This is a genomic window from Brenneria tiliae, from assembly GCF_023347575.1.
GTDB classification, from domain to species: domain Bacteria; phylum Pseudomonadota; class Gammaproteobacteria; order Enterobacterales; family Enterobacteriaceae; genus Brenneria; species Brenneria corticis.
Map to the genome: position 1 here is coordinate 1 of NZ_JAKPCB010000103.1, position 14283 is coordinate 14283.

At 54.3% G+C, this 14283-nt stretch carries 20 protein-coding genes and 2 pseudogenes; 18 read left to right on the forward strand and 4 right to left on the reverse strand.

All coding sequences use genetic code 11. The annotated features are described in order from the left end of the window. The 4 genes and pseudogenes from MFP24_RS20780 to MFP24_RS20790 form a co-directional block, all read right to left on the reverse strand. A pseudogene (locus tag MFP24_RS20780) lies at positions 1–510 on the reverse strand (DUF4573 domain-containing protein); the annotation flags it as partial. Between the two features lie 79 nt (positions 511–589). After that, positions 590–790 (reverse strand): annotated as a pseudogene (locus MFP24_RS24470) (hypothetical protein); the annotation flags it as partial. 18 nt (positions 791–808) lie between these two features. Next, on the reverse strand, positions 809–1132 hold the full coding sequence (locus MFP24_RS20785; RefSeq protein WP_249232725.1) for a hypothetical protein: 324 nt from the start codon (positions 1130–1132) through the stop codon (positions 809–811). Between the two features lie 945 nt (positions 1133–2077). Further along, positions 2078–2464, reverse strand: coding sequence for a helix-turn-helix domain-containing protein (locus tag MFP24_RS20790; protein WP_249232724.1), 387 nt, complete (start codon positions 2462–2464; stop codon positions 2078–2080). 83 nt (positions 2465–2547) lie between these two features. On the opposite strand from MFP24_RS20790, the gene MFP24_RS20795 reads away from it, so the two are divergent. The 18 genes from MFP24_RS20795 (at position 2548) to MFP24_RS20880 (ending at position 14244) form a co-directional block, all read left to right on the forward strand. Continuing rightward, complete coding sequence (locus MFP24_RS20795) at positions 2548–2754, forward strand: Cro/CI family transcriptional regulator (protein ID WP_249232723.1); 207 nt, start codon at positions 2548–2550, stop codon at positions 2752–2754. A gap of 57 nt (positions 2755–2811) precedes the next feature. After that, positions 2812–3294: a toxin YdaT family protein gene (locus tag MFP24_RS20800; protein WP_249232722.1), complete on the forward strand. Its 483-nt coding sequence runs from the start codon at positions 2812–2814 to the stop codon at positions 3292–3294. Continuing rightward, positions 3288–3512, forward strand: coding sequence for a hypothetical protein (locus MFP24_RS20805; protein ID WP_249232721.1), 225 nt, complete (start codon positions 3288–3290; stop codon positions 3510–3512). The genes MFP24_RS20800 and MFP24_RS20805 overlap by 7 nt, the downstream gene beginning before the upstream one ends. A gap of 2 nt (positions 3513–3514) precedes the next feature. After that, entirely contained in the window at positions 3515–4255 is a 741-nt protein-coding gene (locus MFP24_RS20810; RefSeq protein WP_249232720.1) for a helix-turn-helix domain-containing protein, read from the forward strand. Beyond that, entirely contained in the window at positions 4245–5654 is a 1410-nt protein-coding gene (locus MFP24_RS20815; RefSeq protein ID WP_249232719.1) for a replicative DNA helicase, read from the forward strand. Before MFP24_RS20810 ends, MFP24_RS20815 begins: the two co-directional genes overlap by 11 nt. A gap of 38 nt (positions 5655–5692) precedes the next feature. Then, the gene (locus MFP24_RS20820; protein ID WP_249232718.1) at positions 5693–6076 is read left to right on the forward strand and encodes a hypothetical protein; all 384 of its coding nucleotides are present in this window, start codon (positions 5693–5695) and stop codon (positions 6074–6076) included. 71 nt (positions 6077–6147) lie between these two features. Beyond that, positions 6148–6327 carry a hypothetical protein gene (locus MFP24_RS20825; RefSeq protein WP_318011352.1) on the forward strand — a complete coding sequence of 60 codons (180 nt, stop codon included), beginning with the start codon at positions 6148–6150 and terminating at the stop codon, positions 6325–6327. Next, positions 6324–6740 (forward strand): hypothetical protein, encoded by a 417-nt coding sequence (locus MFP24_RS20830; protein ID WP_249232716.1) that lies wholly within the window; start codon positions 6324–6326, stop codon positions 6738–6740. Before MFP24_RS20825 ends, MFP24_RS20830 begins: the two co-directional genes overlap by 4 nt. Then, positions 6737–7753, forward strand: coding sequence for a phosphoadenosine phosphosulfate reductase domain-containing protein (locus MFP24_RS20835; protein ID WP_249232715.1), 1017 nt, complete (start codon positions 6737–6739; stop codon positions 7751–7753). The genes MFP24_RS20830 and MFP24_RS20835 overlap by 4 nt, the downstream gene beginning before the upstream one ends. Position 7754: 1 nt before the next feature. Further along, positions 7755–8099 (forward strand): hypothetical protein, encoded by a 345-nt coding sequence (locus MFP24_RS20840; protein ID WP_249232714.1) that lies wholly within the window; start codon positions 7755–7757, stop codon positions 8097–8099. 336 nt (positions 8100–8435) lie between these two features. Then, the gene (locus tag MFP24_RS20845) at positions 8436–9029 is read left to right on the forward strand and encodes a DUF1367 family protein (RefSeq protein WP_249232712.1); all 594 of its coding nucleotides are present in this window, start codon (positions 8436–8438) and stop codon (positions 9027–9029) included. Then, positions 9026–9313: a DUF1364 domain-containing protein gene (locus tag MFP24_RS20850; RefSeq protein ID WP_249232711.1), complete on the forward strand. Its 288-nt coding sequence runs from the start codon at positions 9026–9028 to the stop codon at positions 9311–9313. Before MFP24_RS20845 ends, MFP24_RS20850 begins: the two co-directional genes overlap by 4 nt. A gap of 489 nt (positions 9314–9802) precedes the next feature. Continuing rightward, positions 9803–10234 carry a hypothetical protein gene (locus MFP24_RS20855; RefSeq protein ID WP_249232710.1) on the forward strand — a complete coding sequence of 144 codons (432 nt, stop codon included), beginning with the start codon at positions 9803–9805 and terminating at the stop codon, positions 10232–10234. A 12-nt stretch (positions 10235–10246) separates the two neighbouring features. Beyond that, on the forward strand, positions 10247–10468 hold the full coding sequence (locus MFP24_RS20860; protein WP_249232709.1) for a hypothetical protein: 222 nt from the start codon (positions 10247–10249) through the stop codon (positions 10466–10468). Between the two features lie 2 nt (positions 10469–10470). Beyond that, on the forward strand, positions 10471–12099 hold the full coding sequence (locus MFP24_RS20865; protein WP_249232708.1) for a portal protein: 1629 nt from the start codon (positions 10471–10473) through the stop codon (positions 12097–12099). Next, on the forward strand, positions 12096–12326 hold the full coding sequence (locus MFP24_RS20870) for a Bbp19 family protein (protein ID WP_249232707.1): 231 nt from the start codon (positions 12096–12098) through the stop codon (positions 12324–12326). The genes MFP24_RS20865 and MFP24_RS20870 overlap by 4 nt, the downstream gene beginning before the upstream one ends. Further along, positions 12313–13125: a hypothetical protein gene (locus MFP24_RS20875; RefSeq protein WP_249232706.1), complete on the forward strand. Its 813-nt coding sequence runs from the start codon at positions 12313–12315 to the stop codon at positions 13123–13125. Before MFP24_RS20870 ends, MFP24_RS20875 begins: the two co-directional genes overlap by 14 nt. Before the next feature lie 213 nt (positions 13126–13338). Further along, positions 13339–14244: a phage capsid protein gene (locus MFP24_RS20880; protein WP_249232705.1), complete on the forward strand. Its 906-nt coding sequence runs from the start codon at positions 13339–13341 to the stop codon at positions 14242–14244. Positions 14245–14283 lie beyond the last annotated feature (39 nt).

The window sequence follows — 14283 nt, forward strand, 5'->3', positions numbered from 1 at the left end:
GGGTCCCGTCGCCGCTGCTGGCCTGCTTGGTCCCGTCGCCGCTGCTGGCCTGCTTGGTCCCGTCGCCGCTGCTGGCCTGCTTGGTCCCGTCGCCGCTGCTGGCCTGCTGGGTCCCGTCGCCGCTGCTGGCCTGCTTGGTCCAGTCGCCGCTGCTGGCCTGCTGGGTCCCGTCGCCGCTGCTGGCCTGCTGGGTCCCGTCGCCGCTGCTGGCCTGCTTGGTCCCGTCGCCGCTGCTGGCCTGCTTGGTCCCGTCGCCGCTGCTGGCCTGCTGGGTCCAGTCGCCGCTGCTGGCCTGCTTGGTCCAGTCGCCGCTGCTGGCCTGCTGGGTCCCGTCGCCGCTGCTGGCCTGCTGGGTCCCGTCGCCGCTGCTGGCCTGCTTGGTCCCGTCGCCGCTGCTGGCCTGCTTGGTCCCGTCGCCGCTGCTGGCCTGCTGGGTCCAGTCGCCGCTGCTTTCTGAGTCGCTATCGGTTTCTGATATAATCGATTCGGCCGTTGGCATTTCCATACTATTAAGTGATTGAATCATACGGTCGCCGGCGGCAGCTTCGGCACGAGGAAGTTCTGGTGTTCCCCAAAACGTTTCATATACCTTTCCGACCAGCCATGAGGCATCATCGATTCGGTTATCATCAAGTAACGCCTGATGCACGTCAGCGTATTCGCCACCCTGTGGGAATTTTTCGACGAACCAGGCGTAACCACCCCTGCATGCCTCCCAGGACTTCACCTGGCCTTTTGTGATCTTCAAAATACTATCGCTATCGATAGCTTCATTTTTTTCGGTTTTCATTGGTCTTGCCTCTGTTGGTTATTGCGGGATTTCGTCAGCGTCAGCGCTGACATGCGGATGATGCTCAATGCAAAGCAGGCGCTGGATTTTGTCTTCCAGTTCACCGGCTTTAACTTGCGCGTCAGCCAGAATTTTTTGCTGCTGGTTTTTGAGATTTTCGACCTGGAGGTTAACCAGATCGGCGGGGGAAACTTGGGGAACCGGGGCGGTAACCGCGCAGGTGCCAAACAATGTGTAACCTTGCTGTGACATGTCACACGTAGTTACTACGATATTTTTTGAATGCGGGCATTGGTGGAAATAGAGAGTAACTTCGATTTCGGTGATATCTGGCGCTTTCATAGCGATCCTCGTATACTGATGCCGATCGGTATCGGCCGTTGGTTGGTATTGGTCTTGCCTCGCGGCGACTTTGGTCGGTTGCCGCAGCTTCCCGGTAAACTTTGGTCGGTGAACCGGGGTAAAGGAGCCTGCCTAACGGCAGGCTTTTTTACGTCCGTATGCTGGTGAAAAAAAATGGCGCATCAGCCTGCGCATTCACCACAACTGAAAGGGCACTTGCCACGTTTGGCACTGCGGCACGTATGGGTTAGGTTATGAGCCTGTCATACGCCAATACCCTTACAGTTGGGTGCTCCGTAACGAGGAGCTGACGGCACTGTTTTATCCGTGGTTTATCGAGGACGCAGGCTGACCCCGTTTACGCGCCATCGGACGGCCTTAGCATTGACTCTCTATGCGTCAGGAGAACACACCGCGAACGGTGGAGAGCGTTCCAAATCGAATTCAGTTGTGGTCTTTCCCGCAAGTCAGCGTATTATTCGGGCGCGCACCTCCGATGTATGTGCCGGTTACGCTTTCCGGCGTCGCTTTACCGACTCAACAAGTCAGAACTTACGACCGTCTCTGGTGCTACCCATAACGCCGGGCCAGCGGGTCGATCATTGAGGTCTTGCCTGCCACGCTTTCCCGCCGTGGCCACGTGAATTCTTATAAAAATGGGATGACTATTACCGCCACTACGCCGCCAACCGCTATCGATGCCACTGACGCCGCCGCAATCCATAAACCCAGCACTTTCAATGCAAAAATTACGTTGCTCATGCGTTTTCCCCCTGCCGCTATTTCCCGGCTGCCAGAACGTTTACCCGATCAACTGCTGCATGGTTTGTGCTGCGTTGATGGGAATGAATTTAGACAAAACTGAATTGTTAGTCAATCCAAAATTTAGAAATAACGAACAGTTGGGGCGTGAAAATTCTCATGTAGCTGATTTTTATTTAGAAGTTATTTTGTTTTTCTTGCCTGGAGAAGTTCTTCAAATAGGCGATTGAACCCATCCACTTTTTCTCGAAGGTCTTTTAAGTGGCGTTCTTTTTCTGATTCAGGAAGGGATGAAAAAAGAGTTAATAACTCCAACTCTCTCTCATCAAGCTCTTTAGGTGTGGGCGCGGCTTCACCTGGCTGCTGATCGCTGTCGCCATACAGTATCCATGTGGGAGAACATTGCAAGGAACTGCTCAGTGCGAAAAGGTTTTTACCCCCCGGCTCGCTATCGTTAGTCTCCCATTGTGAGACTGTCACATGAGAAACCTTGATCAGTTTTGCGAGTGCACGTTGCGTTAACTTGAGTTCTTTTCTGCGCGCTCTGATGCGCTCACCAGGTGTATTCATAATTAGTTAATTCTAAATTTTCTTGACTTAGATATCCTGAACACCTAGCTTGTCAGTTAAATCTAACAAGGGGGTGTGTTCACATGTACAAATCCGATGCCATTAAATATTTTGGCAACCTGACAAAATTGGCGGATGCCGCCGGCGTTAAATTGCCGTCAGCAAGCGCGTGGGGGGAGATCATTCCCGAGCGTCGCGCCGCTCGCCTAGAGCGCCTAACTAACGGCGCCCTTAAATATGATCCGGCCCTTTATCAAAACCGTGACGGTTTGAATAAGGGTGCAGCATAACCATTACCACCACACAAATCTGATTGTGATTAATCAGTTTAGCGACAGGAGACGCGCGTGGAAAACATCGAAGAATTGAAAGCCGAGGTCGAGGCATGGGCCGTTGAGGTGGGACAGGACACGGTGGCGATCGAGATAACCCGACAGTTTTTTATTGTCGGCGGCGATCCGAATATTCGATTGCGAGAGACGGCGCAGGGCGGCGTGGCTGACTGGAAAGCCATCTACAACAACAGGCAACAGATTTTCCGCTGGCTGCGTAGCGATTCAAAGGCATCAAGCCGAAAGGTTAAGGCGCTGGCGCCGGCCATACGTGAAGCTCTGCCGGCGGAGCGGCGGGCGCGCCTCGGCGGCGGTTCCGTGCAGCACCTGGTTTGCGTTGCTATTCGTGAGTTTTCCACGGCGATCATTTCCGTGCTGCTGAATGACCGTGACATATCACGGCAACTTACGGCGGCAAATACGGCGCTGGCGGCGATGGAACCCGCATTACATCAACGGCGGCTGACCACCGCATTATCGAGGCAAGACCAATGCTAAACCGAATAGACCGAATCACATACCGGAATGGTTTCCGGATTAATGGCGAGCTAGTTGCCGCCGCTGATATCGAACTCGTTTTTGCGCTTCGCCGCGCCGCCGCGTTGTCTTTGTGGGAGCAGTACGAGCAGCGTAAAGCCGAACTGTATAGCCGCGGACTTTCTCAGGCAGAGTATCAGCGGGCATGCCGCCAGATTGCCGACGCGCTGGGGATCTGATTATGAGCATGAATTTAATGGCTAAAGCCATGAACCAAAAAGTTGGTAACCCGCTAAGAAAACTGGTGCTGTTAAAGCTGGCTGATAATGCGAATGACAAGGGCGAGTGCTGGCCGTCATACCAACACATTGCAGATCAGTGCGAGTGCAGTAGGAGCGCGGTTAAGTCCCATATCACGACGCTGATAAAAATGGGGTTTTTAACCAAAGAGAACCGATTGGGGGAAAATAACGGCAAGGGTAATACGTCAAATGTTTATTATCTGAAGCTCGATAACCCTGGGGCGTCAGAAAGCATAGGTGGGTCACCAGAAAACCCCCCTGGGGCGTCAGAAAACCCACCCCCTGGGGCGTCAGAAAACCCCAGAACCAGTCACTCTTCTGAACCAGTCAATGAACCTGTTATTGGTGAACCAGCAAAAGCTGATTCACCGTCACAGCCAGCGGAAAAAATCGATTATCAAAAAATTCTGGACGTGTATCACGACACGCTACCGGAAATGGCCCAGGTGAAAATCCTCACGGACGCCAGGAAGAAAACAATCCGCAACTTCTGGAAGAAATTTAAATTCAACTCTGACCGCTGGGAAGCCTATCTGCGCTATATCGCCAGCAACTGCCGCTGGATGCTGGAAGACCGGCCGAACGGCCGCGGCGGATTCTGGAAACGCAAGAACCTGGATTATCTGGTGACCGAACGCTGCTACGTGGCCGTCAAGGAGGAACGCGCGAATGACCAATGATCCGGTTGTGCCGCACAACTCCGCCGCAGAGCAGGCCGTTATCGGCGGAATGATGCTGAATACCGACGAGGAGCGCCGTCACGGCGTCATGGCGCTGTTAAAACCAGAATCGTTTTACCTGCGTACCCATCAGATGATTTATCGCCGCCTGGTTGATTTGGCGCGCTCTGACAAGCCAACCGATTTAATCACGCTGGGTGAACTGCTCGAATCAAACGGCGAACTGGAGATGGTCGGGGGATTTGCCTACCTGGCGGAAATGGCCCGCGTGCCGATGGCGGCCAACACGCTGGCCTATGCCCGCATCGTTCGCGAGAAAGCGGTATTGCGTTACACGCTGGAAAAACTGTACGCCTGCATCGAGATCGTGGGTGCGAGCAACAGCGCCAGCGTGGAAAGCCGGTTAAGCAGCGTTCAGCAGATGATCACCGCGGTTGTTGATCACGCTACCACCGGAAAGCGCGGCGGGCTAAAAGCGGCGGCCGATGTGGTTGGCGAATGGGTTGATGAGCTGGATCGCCGGTTTAGCGATCCCGCCGGCGCCGCGGGGTTCACGCTGGGTATCGAGGGGCTGGATACGCTGATGGCGCCGAAACAGGTTTTGCGCGGCGCCCTGGTTGTCATCGGCGCCCGGCCGAAAATGGGTAAAACAGCCACGTACAACAAAATCGCCACACATTTCGCGCTGAATCACCGGCTGCCGACGCTGGTTTTTAGCCTGGAAATGACAGACCGGGGGATCATCGAACGCATGATAGCCCAGGAGGCCGCTATCAGCTCAAACCTGTTTTACAACGGCGCCTACGATGATGTGGAAATGGCGCGGGCGATGGCAAAAGCCACAGAACTGGCCGAATCAAATCTGATGATAGACAGCACGCCGGGTGTATCGCTGGCGCATATCGTTGCCGAGTGCAGGAAAGTGAAGCGGCAGCGCGGAAATATCGGGCTGGTGGCCGTCGATTATCTGACGCTGATGAAAGGCGAGGAGGCCGAGCGCCGCGATATCAGCTACGGGGCAATAACTACCGGGCTAAAGAATTTGGCGAAAGAGCTGGATTGCGTTGTTCTGCTGCTGACCCAGCTAAACCGGAAACTGGAAGAGCGGGCCGACAAACGGCCGTGGCCGGCAGACAGCAAAGACACTGGACAAATCGAGCAGGATTGCGACGTGTGGATAGGGCTGTACCGCGACGCGGTTTACAACGAACAGGCCGATAAAACGCTGATGGAACTGATTTTGCGCCTGAATCGCGAGGGGCCCAGCGGCACCGCATACGCTCAGATGATTGACGGCTACATCAGAGATATTCCGCCCGATGAAGCCCAGCGCCTGGCGTCGGTCGGGCAAGAAAAAAGCCGGCGCTACGGCAAGAAAAAACCGATTGAAGAATTTTAACCGCGCCTGACCAGCGCTTAACCAACCGAGGCAAGACCATGACAACGACAGACGTAATTTTTCCGAAACGCACCGTTATTGACGATGGATGCGATTATACCGCGCTGATCCTGTGGCGCATGAACGCCAACGCTCGCGCCCGTACCCGTTCACCCTACGTGCCGGCGCCGGTCCCGGTTCAGGTAGTTAAGCCCAGGCTGGGACCGGAACCGAAAACCCGCACTCCCAAGATGAAAGCTCGCAAAACGCACACTGGCACGGTTATCAGAAATGCCGGTCGGCGCCAGGTAAGGCTGAGCGAAACCGCGACGGGCTGGATAGCGGGACCAAATGAGGTTTATTACAAAAACACCGGCGCCCGTATAGGCTCCCCGGGGCGATCTCGGTTATTGCTCGACAGCATCCAGCAGATAGGGAAGTAACCATGTCCAGGGATTATCTACCGCCCGGACTACCCCACAATCGCGGGGAATGGCCGCAGGAATACAGGGAAATGGAATGGTGGGATCTGCGCGCCAACCAGTTAATCAATCAGCTGATAGCCGGGAAAATATCGCGGCGCAACGTTGAGCGTGAACTGGAAACGATTGATGAAAAATACCGGGAACATTTCAAGGCGCGCTTGAACCACTGGCGCGAGTATCACAACCAAAAACGAGGCAAGACCAAATGACCACAATCACAACAGATGTGCTCGCCGGAGCCATCCGCGCCGCGGCGATAAAAGCGGCAACAACGGAAGAACAGCGCGTGCTTAATTTCGCTGCCGGGCAATTCGAAATACTGAACGCCGATAATCTGCGCCTGCTGCGCGAGCTGGGGGAATCCGAGACGCGCGTCAACCGCCTGCGCCGGACCTCAAAAGAGCTGCAGGAGGAAAACCAGCAGTTACGGACGGAACACGCGGAACCGTTTATGTACGGCATCGCGACACCAGACGGCAGGGCATACTTTGATGAGTTTTGCGTGAGTGAAGACAAGGGCCTGCTGGAAGATGAAATTTATTATCTGAACGAAGATATAGCGGACGAAGCGCCTAAATATTCCGTTGTTCCGCTCCGTGTTTCTGGCGTGGAGGGGGAATGATGCAATTTATTGTCAATTCTCTGTGTCTGGCGCCCAACGCAATCAACACAATTAGCGTGTCTGGCGGGAAAGATTCGTTGGCGCAATGGTTGTTAGCCATAGAATCCGATGTTGAGCATATTCCCGCATTTGCTGACACCGGTCACGAACACCCGCAGACAATGGAATATATAGATTACCTTGAAAACCGCCTCGGTAAGATAAGGAGAGTTAAGGCTGACTTCACAAGGCAAATTGAAGGTAAGCGGCGGTTTATTGCCGAAAAATGGCCTGTTTCGCTGGTTGCGGAATGCGGCTTCACTCCCGAACGGGCGGCCGAAATCATCAAGCGGGCACTATCGCTGCTGCACCCCACCGGCAATCCGTTCCTCGACCTATGCATGTGGAAAGGGCGTTTTCCATCTACGCGCCGGCGTTTTTGCACCACGGAACTGAAGCATGAACCCATTCGGGTTCAAGTCGTCGATCCGCTCATCAACAACGGCTTGAATGTCATCAGTTGGCAAGGTGTCCGTGCCCAGGAATCCCGCGCGCGCGCCGGCCTTGCCGAATGGGAAGAGGGTTTCGACATCGGGCCGCGTCTGGCCATCTATCGACCGATCCTGACGTGGACGCACGATGATGTTTTTGCTTTGGCTCGTCGGCATGGCATCAAGCCCAACCCTCTCTATCAGCAAGGTTGCAAGCGGGTAGGTTGCATGCCGTGTATCAACGTCAGCAAGTCCGAGCTGGCGGAGATATTCAAGCGTTGGCCGGAAGAAATTGCTCGCGTGGCCGAATGGGAGCACCTCGTCGCGGCGTGCTCTCGCAGGCAGAACAGCACGTTCTTCCCCTCGACAAATGATCCGGTGAAATCTGAACGCCGCATCGATTTCATATCCGTAGAAACGCACGGAATCGAGACATACCGCGAATGGGCTATGACCGAACGCGGCGGCCGGCAATTTAATCTGCTGGGCGAGACCGAGGACCTCACCGTCTGCAACAGCGTCTATGCGGGGGTGTGCGAATAAAGTGGCTAAGTCAGCAGCAGAACGTAAAGCGGCGCAGCGGAAGCGCCAGCGTGAATCTGGAGTAGCTAAGTTTGAGCTGAATCTGGATGCGCAGGAGTTGGAAATGCTGGGACGCAATTGCAAGTTGCGCCGCCCAGGCAAAGATCCGTATAGCATGGATGAGTATGTGCAGTTGCTGATAAGGCAAGACGATGCACGGATGCGTCAGCGTATTAAGTCGATAAGCCGGCGGCGGTGCGGAAAGTGTGGGGATTGTCTACCGGTAGCGGAATGCTGTATGCGTGGTGACTCTGAATGCTGGAATACTAACGGATGGCATGAATTGAAATTGACCACCAACCGTTAAGATTAATCTTAAATTCACTGTTTATATGTACAGTGTTTTGATGTAATAATTAGGAGGAACCAAAACAAAATCCAGGGGGGAATGAGTGATTGATGCAGAGAAAATTACTGAGATTCTCCCAACGAATGGATGCGTGGTTGTAACCTGCAAAAACGGAAGCATTGTCAACATACGGCAATTGGGTGATGACGAGCACGTAGCAGCGCTTAACGCGTTGATTGATTTAGCTAAAATAGCTGGATATCGGATTGTAAAACCGGACGGAAACGCGCTATAATTAACATGTTGGATTGAACACCCAACGCCTGATTAACTGCTGTGTCAAAGGGGTAACCGATGGCACAGTTTTCTTTTTTAAAATCCACCGGCGGGGTACTGATACCCGCGACGCCAGACTCGAAAGAATACGTCCAGAAATTAAAATTGGGCGCTGTGATTTACGCCGATTTTAAACAGGCAAGAAACCCTGCATTCCATCGCAAATACTTCTCCCTGTTAAATCTGGGATTCGAATATTGGCAGCCAACCGGCGGCGCCATATCGCCGGCAGAAAAAAAACTGGTGCGTGGCTACGTTAAATTTCTGGCCCACTTTGCCGGCAGCGAAGACGCATTACAGAACGCCGCTGATGAATATCTGGAGGGCGTAGCAAAAAACCGCGCCGCAAATATCTCCGCTACAAAATCATTCGAGGCATTCCGGCGCTGGACAACAATCGAATCCGGTCACTATGCCGTTTTCGAAATGCCGGACGGCAGCTTACACAAAGAGCCCCGTTCAATATCGTTCGCAAAGATGGACGAAATCGAGTTCTACGACCTGTACAAGGCCACGCTCGATGTTCTCTGGTCATTCATCCTGTCAAAAACATTCCCCACGCAGCAAGCCGCAGAAAACGCAGCTGCGCAGCTGCTGGAGTACGCAGCATGAAAAACCTACGCAAAGAAGCCCGCAACAGAGAATGCCAGGTGCGCATACCTGGTATCTGCAACCACAACCCTGAAACAACCGTGCTGGCGCACTACCGTCTTTCCGGCACCTGTGGGACAGGAATCAAGCCAGCCGACATACAAGGCGCCTGGGCGTGTAGTGCATGCCATGACGAAATAGACCGCAGAACGCGCTACACAGACGCAGAAACAGCACGTCTTTTCCACGCAGAGGGAGTAATGCGTACTCAGGCGATACTAATCGATGAGGAGAAAATTAAATGATTCAGAATTTAATGCTGCCCTTAAAGAAAGAATATTGTGCTGAAAAGTGTGGATATCTCCGGCGGCGGGAAAGCATAAAATCCTGTTTATCTCTCTTTTCGAAAATCAGGCGGGCGCGTGAATTTTCTCATCATCTCGCGCGCACGCGCGTTTACAGGGGGTAAGAATGCCTCTCGTCGCAACATTCCGAACAGACTGGTTCCGCGTCATAACGGATATCACCAGAACACGAATGGCAACGCATCAAATAGCCCGGGAATTGGGCGTATCAAAATCTGCGGTGCTGGGGTGGAAGTCTGGCGCAGAGCCAAAGCACGGTGACGGCGAGGCGCTTATCGCCCTTTGGTGCAGAACAACGGGTTTTGACCGGGGGAAGTTGCCAACCGTAATTTACCGGCAGTATTGGGTTTTTAACCCGCGCTAATTGGTCGGGAATCCGACCACTAAACCGGCCAAGAATGACAACTCCATAGTAACGGAGGCATGAACATGGCCCGACCACGCAAGAAAATAGAAACCCCAGGGGGAACCAGCGCCGAAGATATCACCAGTGATGTTCAGTTGCTGAATTCTTTACCCGGCAGCACGGAACAAGTGCTGGCCAATACACCAGAACAGCTAAACGCAGCGACCGCTGGCGCCACGGTGTTGGATACCACATCAACCGAAACCACGGATTTCACCACTCGCAATGAAGCGCTATCCAGCCTGAATGCGGAGGCGTTTGGCATCGTTACTAAATTCGAGTCATACGGCTTTGTTGATGAGCACGGTCACCCGCTAACCAACCTGCTGGACTTTATTGAACTGGTTAAACGTGCAACCACCCAATCAACTACCACTGCAATCGTGACAGAGGAGGGGCAGCGAAAATCATTTTCAGCGCCCGTTCTGACTGAGCACGGCTGGCACGTCAAATAAGGGGGAATGATCATGTGTGGTGGAGGAACGCCAGCCGTAGTGCAAAGCGATCCGGAAGCAGATGCAGCGGCAGCGGCAGATGCAGCGGCAAAAGCAGCAAACGCAGATGCAGCAGCCCGGAAGAAACGCAAAAAGGGATCATCCCTGCTAGCAAGCGGCGCGGAAGGTACGGCAGACAGCAATACTTCTTTGTTGGCAAGCGGCGCCAGCGGTAAAACCAATTTAGGGGCATAACAATGGATGAGACAGCCGCAAAGCTGATCAAGCGCGTGGACTCGTTAAAAGCGATACGCTCACCAAATGAATCGGTGTGGCGTGAATGCTATGACTACACCTATCCGCTGCGCGGCGCTGGTTTCTCGTCTGATGTACTGGACGCACAAAGCGGACGCTCGAAGATAGCGAAATTACTGGACGGTACGGCAACCGACAGCACGCGTATTCTGGCGTCCTCTCTCATGTCCGGCATGACGCCCGCTAACGCTCAGTGGTTGGATTTAGGTAGTGAGGGATTAACCGACGACCAAAAGGCCTGGCTGTCTATCTGCGCAACGCTGGTGTGGGAAAATATTCACGCGGCAAACTTTGACGCGGAGGCATACGAGTCCTGCCTCGACGTTGTGTGCGCGGGCTGGTTTGCGCTGTATATCGATGAGGATCGCGAGGATGGAGGCTATACATTCCAGCAATGGCCGCTACCGCAAGTTTATGCAACATCCAGCCGGCGTGACGGGATCGTTGACACGGTTTATCGCTGCTATCAGCTATCAGCAGAGCAGGCCGTAAAGGAATTCGGCGAGGACAAGGTCAGCGATAAAATCAAAGATGCCGCCCAGAAAAAGCCAGACACCAAATTTGATTTTATTCACGCCATCTTTCCACGCGAAAGCTACGTTGTTGATGCGCGTCTGGCGCGGAATATGCGCTTTGCGTCGTATCACGTAGACGTCGCAGAGAAACAGATAGCCCGCGAGTCTGGCTATCATGAATTCCCCGTTGCCGTTCCGCGCTGGATGAAAATCCCAGGCAATCCCTACGGCGTCGGCCCCGTTTATGACGCGTTGCCGGATTGCAAAGAGCTGAACGAAATTAAGCGCATGGAAAAGGCCGCGCAGGATTTGGCTATCTCCGGCATGTGGATAGCGGAGGACGATGGCGTGCTGAATCCCAGGACCGTCAAGGTTGGCCCGAGGCGGATCATCGTAGCGAACAGCACGGATAGCATGAAACCGTTGCTTACTGGCGCCGACTTCAACGTCGCGTTTACGGCAGAAGAACGCCTGCAGGCGCAGATACGCAAAATCCTGATGGCTGACCAGCTACAGCCGCAGAACGGGCCGGCAATGACGGCTACGGAGGTTCATGTACGCGTCGCACTCATTCGCCAGCTGCTGGGCCCGGTATATGGCCGATTCCAGGCTGAATATCTACAACCGCTGGTTGAACGCTGTTTTGGTATCGCATTCCGCGCCGGCGCGTTCCCGCCAATGCCCGAAAGCATGCAGCAGGCAAATTTCAACGTTCGCTATATCTCACCGCTGGCGCGCGCTCAAAAGCTGGAGGACGTTACCGCCATTGAACGCATGGCCGTCAATATTGCCCAGCTCGCACAAATTAACCCGCAGGTAACCGACCTGGTGGACACGGACCAGGCAACCCGTGTTATTTCTGATGCGCTCGGCGTGCCGGCAAAGGTTATGCGCAGCGCCGATGATGTGGCAGCGCTACGGGACCAGAGAGCGCAGGCGCAGCAGCAGGCAGCGCAGCAGCAGCTGATGGCACAAGCGGGGGAGGAAGCCGCTAACGTAGCAGGTAAAGAGGCGGGAACGGCAATCGTTCAGCAAATGGTGGGTGGCGCGCAATGATTAAACCGGTACGGCCAGAGGACTATAAGCGGCTTTTCGAAGAGACGCCCGGCGGCCCGGAAGTTCTTGATGAATTAACCCGCCGTTTCGGCGGCTCTGTTTTTGTGAAAGGCGGGACGGAGGGCGATCGACAGACGTGTTTTAACGCCGGGCAGCGCGACGTGCTCGATTTTATTTTACGCCGATTAAATCAGGCTGATGGAGTAAACGACGATGTGGAAAATTAACTATCCGTTCATGAATGCCGACGCAGGCGCTGATGCAGGGGGTAATGGTGATGGTGGTAATTCTGCTGGTAACGACGATTCTTTGCTGGGTGCCGGCGCCGCAGGGCAGCCGGGCGAGAGTGATTGGGTACCAGAAAAATTCCGGGTTGTGGGCGAAGACGGGAAACTCAACGTTGAGGGCTCAGCCCGCAAACTGGCGGAGTCTTACACGCACCTGGAAAAACGGCTGGGTAGCGGCGACGCGCCGCCGAAATCGGCTGATGAGTATGCTCCAAAGGTAGAAGCCGAGGGCTTCAATTGGGACGAATTTAAGGCCGATCCTGAAATGCAGGGTTTTCTTAAATCCGCCCACGCCAAGGGGATCACCAACGACCAACTGGGCTTTATCCTGGGTGAGTATGCGCAGCGGGCGCCCGACCTGGTTAACGGTGCCGCGGCACTGGATCAGGAAGCGGCCACAACCGCACTTAAGGAAGTCTGGAAGACTGACGCGGAATTTAAGCAAAATCTTGGGCTGGCTTACCGGGCTTTTCAATCTCTGGCAGATCCCGCCGACCAGGGAAAAATAAACGAAATCGGCAATAACCCGCTGGTTATCCGCATGCTGGCGAAAGTCGGCAAGGAAATGCAGGAGGACTCCCCGGCCGGCGGAGAAGTCAATCTGGAAGAACAGCAGAGCATCCGCGATCTGATGAAGACGGAAGCCTACACGGACCCGAAACACGCCGATCACGAAAAAGTATCTGCGCGCGTCCGGAATTACTACGCGAAAACCTACGGCGATTCTCCTGTTGCGTAATAGCGTGACATGTCACACCAGAGCCAGCCTAACCGCTGGCTTTTTTTTATTTGGTCGGGAAACCGACCGCGCACCTCAATCAAAATCACTCCACCAGCCCGGCGTGGTAGCCGGATACCTGAATCCACGCTGCCGTAAGCGCCAGGCGGACAGCGTAAGAGGGCCGGGAAACCGATACCCCGCAGGCGAATCAGATTTAGTGGAGTGTATATCATGGCGTTTGATGCCAATAAAAACATGATCACCGCGGCGTTTGTGCAGCAGTTTCATGATTCCTTTGAAATTTCTGCGGGTCAAAAAGATTCTCGCCTGCAGGGTGCCGTACATGACCGCGGGAAAATCACCGGTGCATCGTTCACGATCAACGATATGGGCACCATCGAGATGAACGCTATCACCACGCGTTTCGGTGACACCGTTTGGGATGTACCGGAAGCAGGTACCCGTAACGCCCTGATGGCTGATTACGGCGTGTTCGTCCCGGTTGAAAAGCGCGATCTGCGCAAGCTGATTGCCGACCCGCAAGGGCCGTATTTGCAATTGACGCTTGCGGCCGCAAACCGCCGCAAAGATTCCGTTATTTATCGCGCTCTGCTTGATGCGGTACCGCGTAAGACGGAAAACAACGGCGCGTACACCAACGTAGTCCTGCCCGCATCGCAAAAAATTGTTGCCGGCGGCACCGGATTGACCAAGGCCAAGCTGATCGCGGCTAAGGCAATGTTCCGGCGCAACGAGTGTGACGAGCAGAACGGCGAGGATTTGTACATCACGTACAACGCCGACATGCTGACGCAGATCCTGAGCGACACCACGCTGACCAGTGCGGATTTCATGGCTGTCAAAATGCTGCAGGAGGGTGCGCTAGCCGGCAACTGGCTGGGCTTCAAGTGGTTGGCCTATGAGGCGCTGGATTCTGTTACCGCCGAGGGCGTCACAACGAAGACAGCTGCGGCCTGGGCGAAGTCTGCCGTCCATTTCGGTACCGGTGCAGAGTACAACACGGATATCGGCCCGCGCCGCGACAAGAACAACACCATCCAGATTTCGGTTGATGCTTCCTACGGTGCAGGCCGTGCCAATGAAAGCAAAGTTGTTGCTATCGATTTCGTCGCTTAATGCCAGCGCCTTTGCCGGGGTAACACCCGGCATTTTTGT

Excerpts from the sequence above, each read along its gene's own strand:
- MFP24_RS20865 (WP_249232708.1), top strand. The coding sequence starts at position 10,471 with ATGGATGAGACAGCCGCAAAGCTGATCAAGCGCGTGGACTCGTTAAAA.
- MFP24_RS20835 (WP_249232715.1), top strand. The coding sequence starts at position 6,737 with ATGATGCAATTTATTGTCAATTCTCTGTGTCTGGCGCCCAACGCAATC.
- MFP24_RS20855 (WP_249232710.1), top strand. The coding sequence starts at position 9,803 with ATGGCCCGACCACGCAAGAAAATAGAAACCCCAGGGGGAACCAGCGCC.
- MFP24_RS20850 (WP_249232711.1), top strand. The coding sequence starts at position 9,026 with ATGAAAAACCTACGCAAAGAAGCCCGCAACAGAGAATGCCAGGTGCGC.
- MFP24_RS20795 (WP_249232723.1), top strand. The coding sequence starts at position 2,548 with ATGTACAAATCCGATGCCATTAAATATTTTGGCAACCTGACAAAATTG.
- MFP24_RS20790 (WP_249232724.1), bottom strand. The coding sequence starts at position 2,464 with ATGAATACACCTGGTGAGCGCATCAGAGCGCGCAGAAAAGAACTCAAG.
- MFP24_RS20785 (WP_249232725.1), bottom strand. The coding sequence starts at position 1,132 with ATGAAAGCGCCAGATATCACCGAAATCGAAGTTACTCTCTATTTCCAC.
- MFP24_RS20805 (WP_249232721.1), top strand. The coding sequence starts at position 3,288 with ATGCTAAACCGAATAGACCGAATCACATACCGGAATGGTTTCCGGATT.
- MFP24_RS20825 (WP_318011352.1), top strand. The coding sequence starts at position 6,148 with ATGGAATGGTGGGATCTGCGCGCCAACCAGTTAATCAATCAGCTGATA.
- MFP24_RS20875 (WP_249232706.1), top strand. The coding sequence starts at position 12,313 with ATGTGGAAAATTAACTATCCGTTCATGAATGCCGACGCAGGCGCTGAT.
- MFP24_RS20810 (WP_249232720.1), top strand. The coding sequence starts at position 3,515 with ATGAGCATGAATTTAATGGCTAAAGCCATGAACCAAAAAGTTGGTAAC.
- MFP24_RS20860 (WP_249232709.1), top strand. The coding sequence starts at position 10,247 with ATGTGTGGTGGAGGAACGCCAGCCGTAGTGCAAAGCGATCCGGAAGCA.
- MFP24_RS20830 (WP_249232716.1), top strand. The coding sequence starts at position 6,324 with ATGACCACAATCACAACAGATGTGCTCGCCGGAGCCATCCGCGCCGCG.
- MFP24_RS20820 (WP_249232718.1), top strand. The coding sequence starts at position 5,693 with ATGACAACGACAGACGTAATTTTTCCGAAACGCACCGTTATTGACGAT.
- MFP24_RS20815 (WP_249232719.1), top strand. The coding sequence starts at position 4,245 with ATGACCAATGATCCGGTTGTGCCGCACAACTCCGCCGCAGAGCAGGCC.
- MFP24_RS20845 (WP_249232712.1), top strand. The coding sequence starts at position 8,436 with ATGGCACAGTTTTCTTTTTTAAAATCCACCGGCGGGGTACTGATACCC.
- MFP24_RS20880 (WP_249232705.1), top strand. The coding sequence starts at position 13,339 with ATGGCGTTTGATGCCAATAAAAACATGATCACCGCGGCGTTTGTGCAG.
- MFP24_RS20870 (WP_249232707.1), top strand. The coding sequence starts at position 12,096 with ATGATTAAACCGGTACGGCCAGAGGACTATAAGCGGCTTTTCGAAGAG.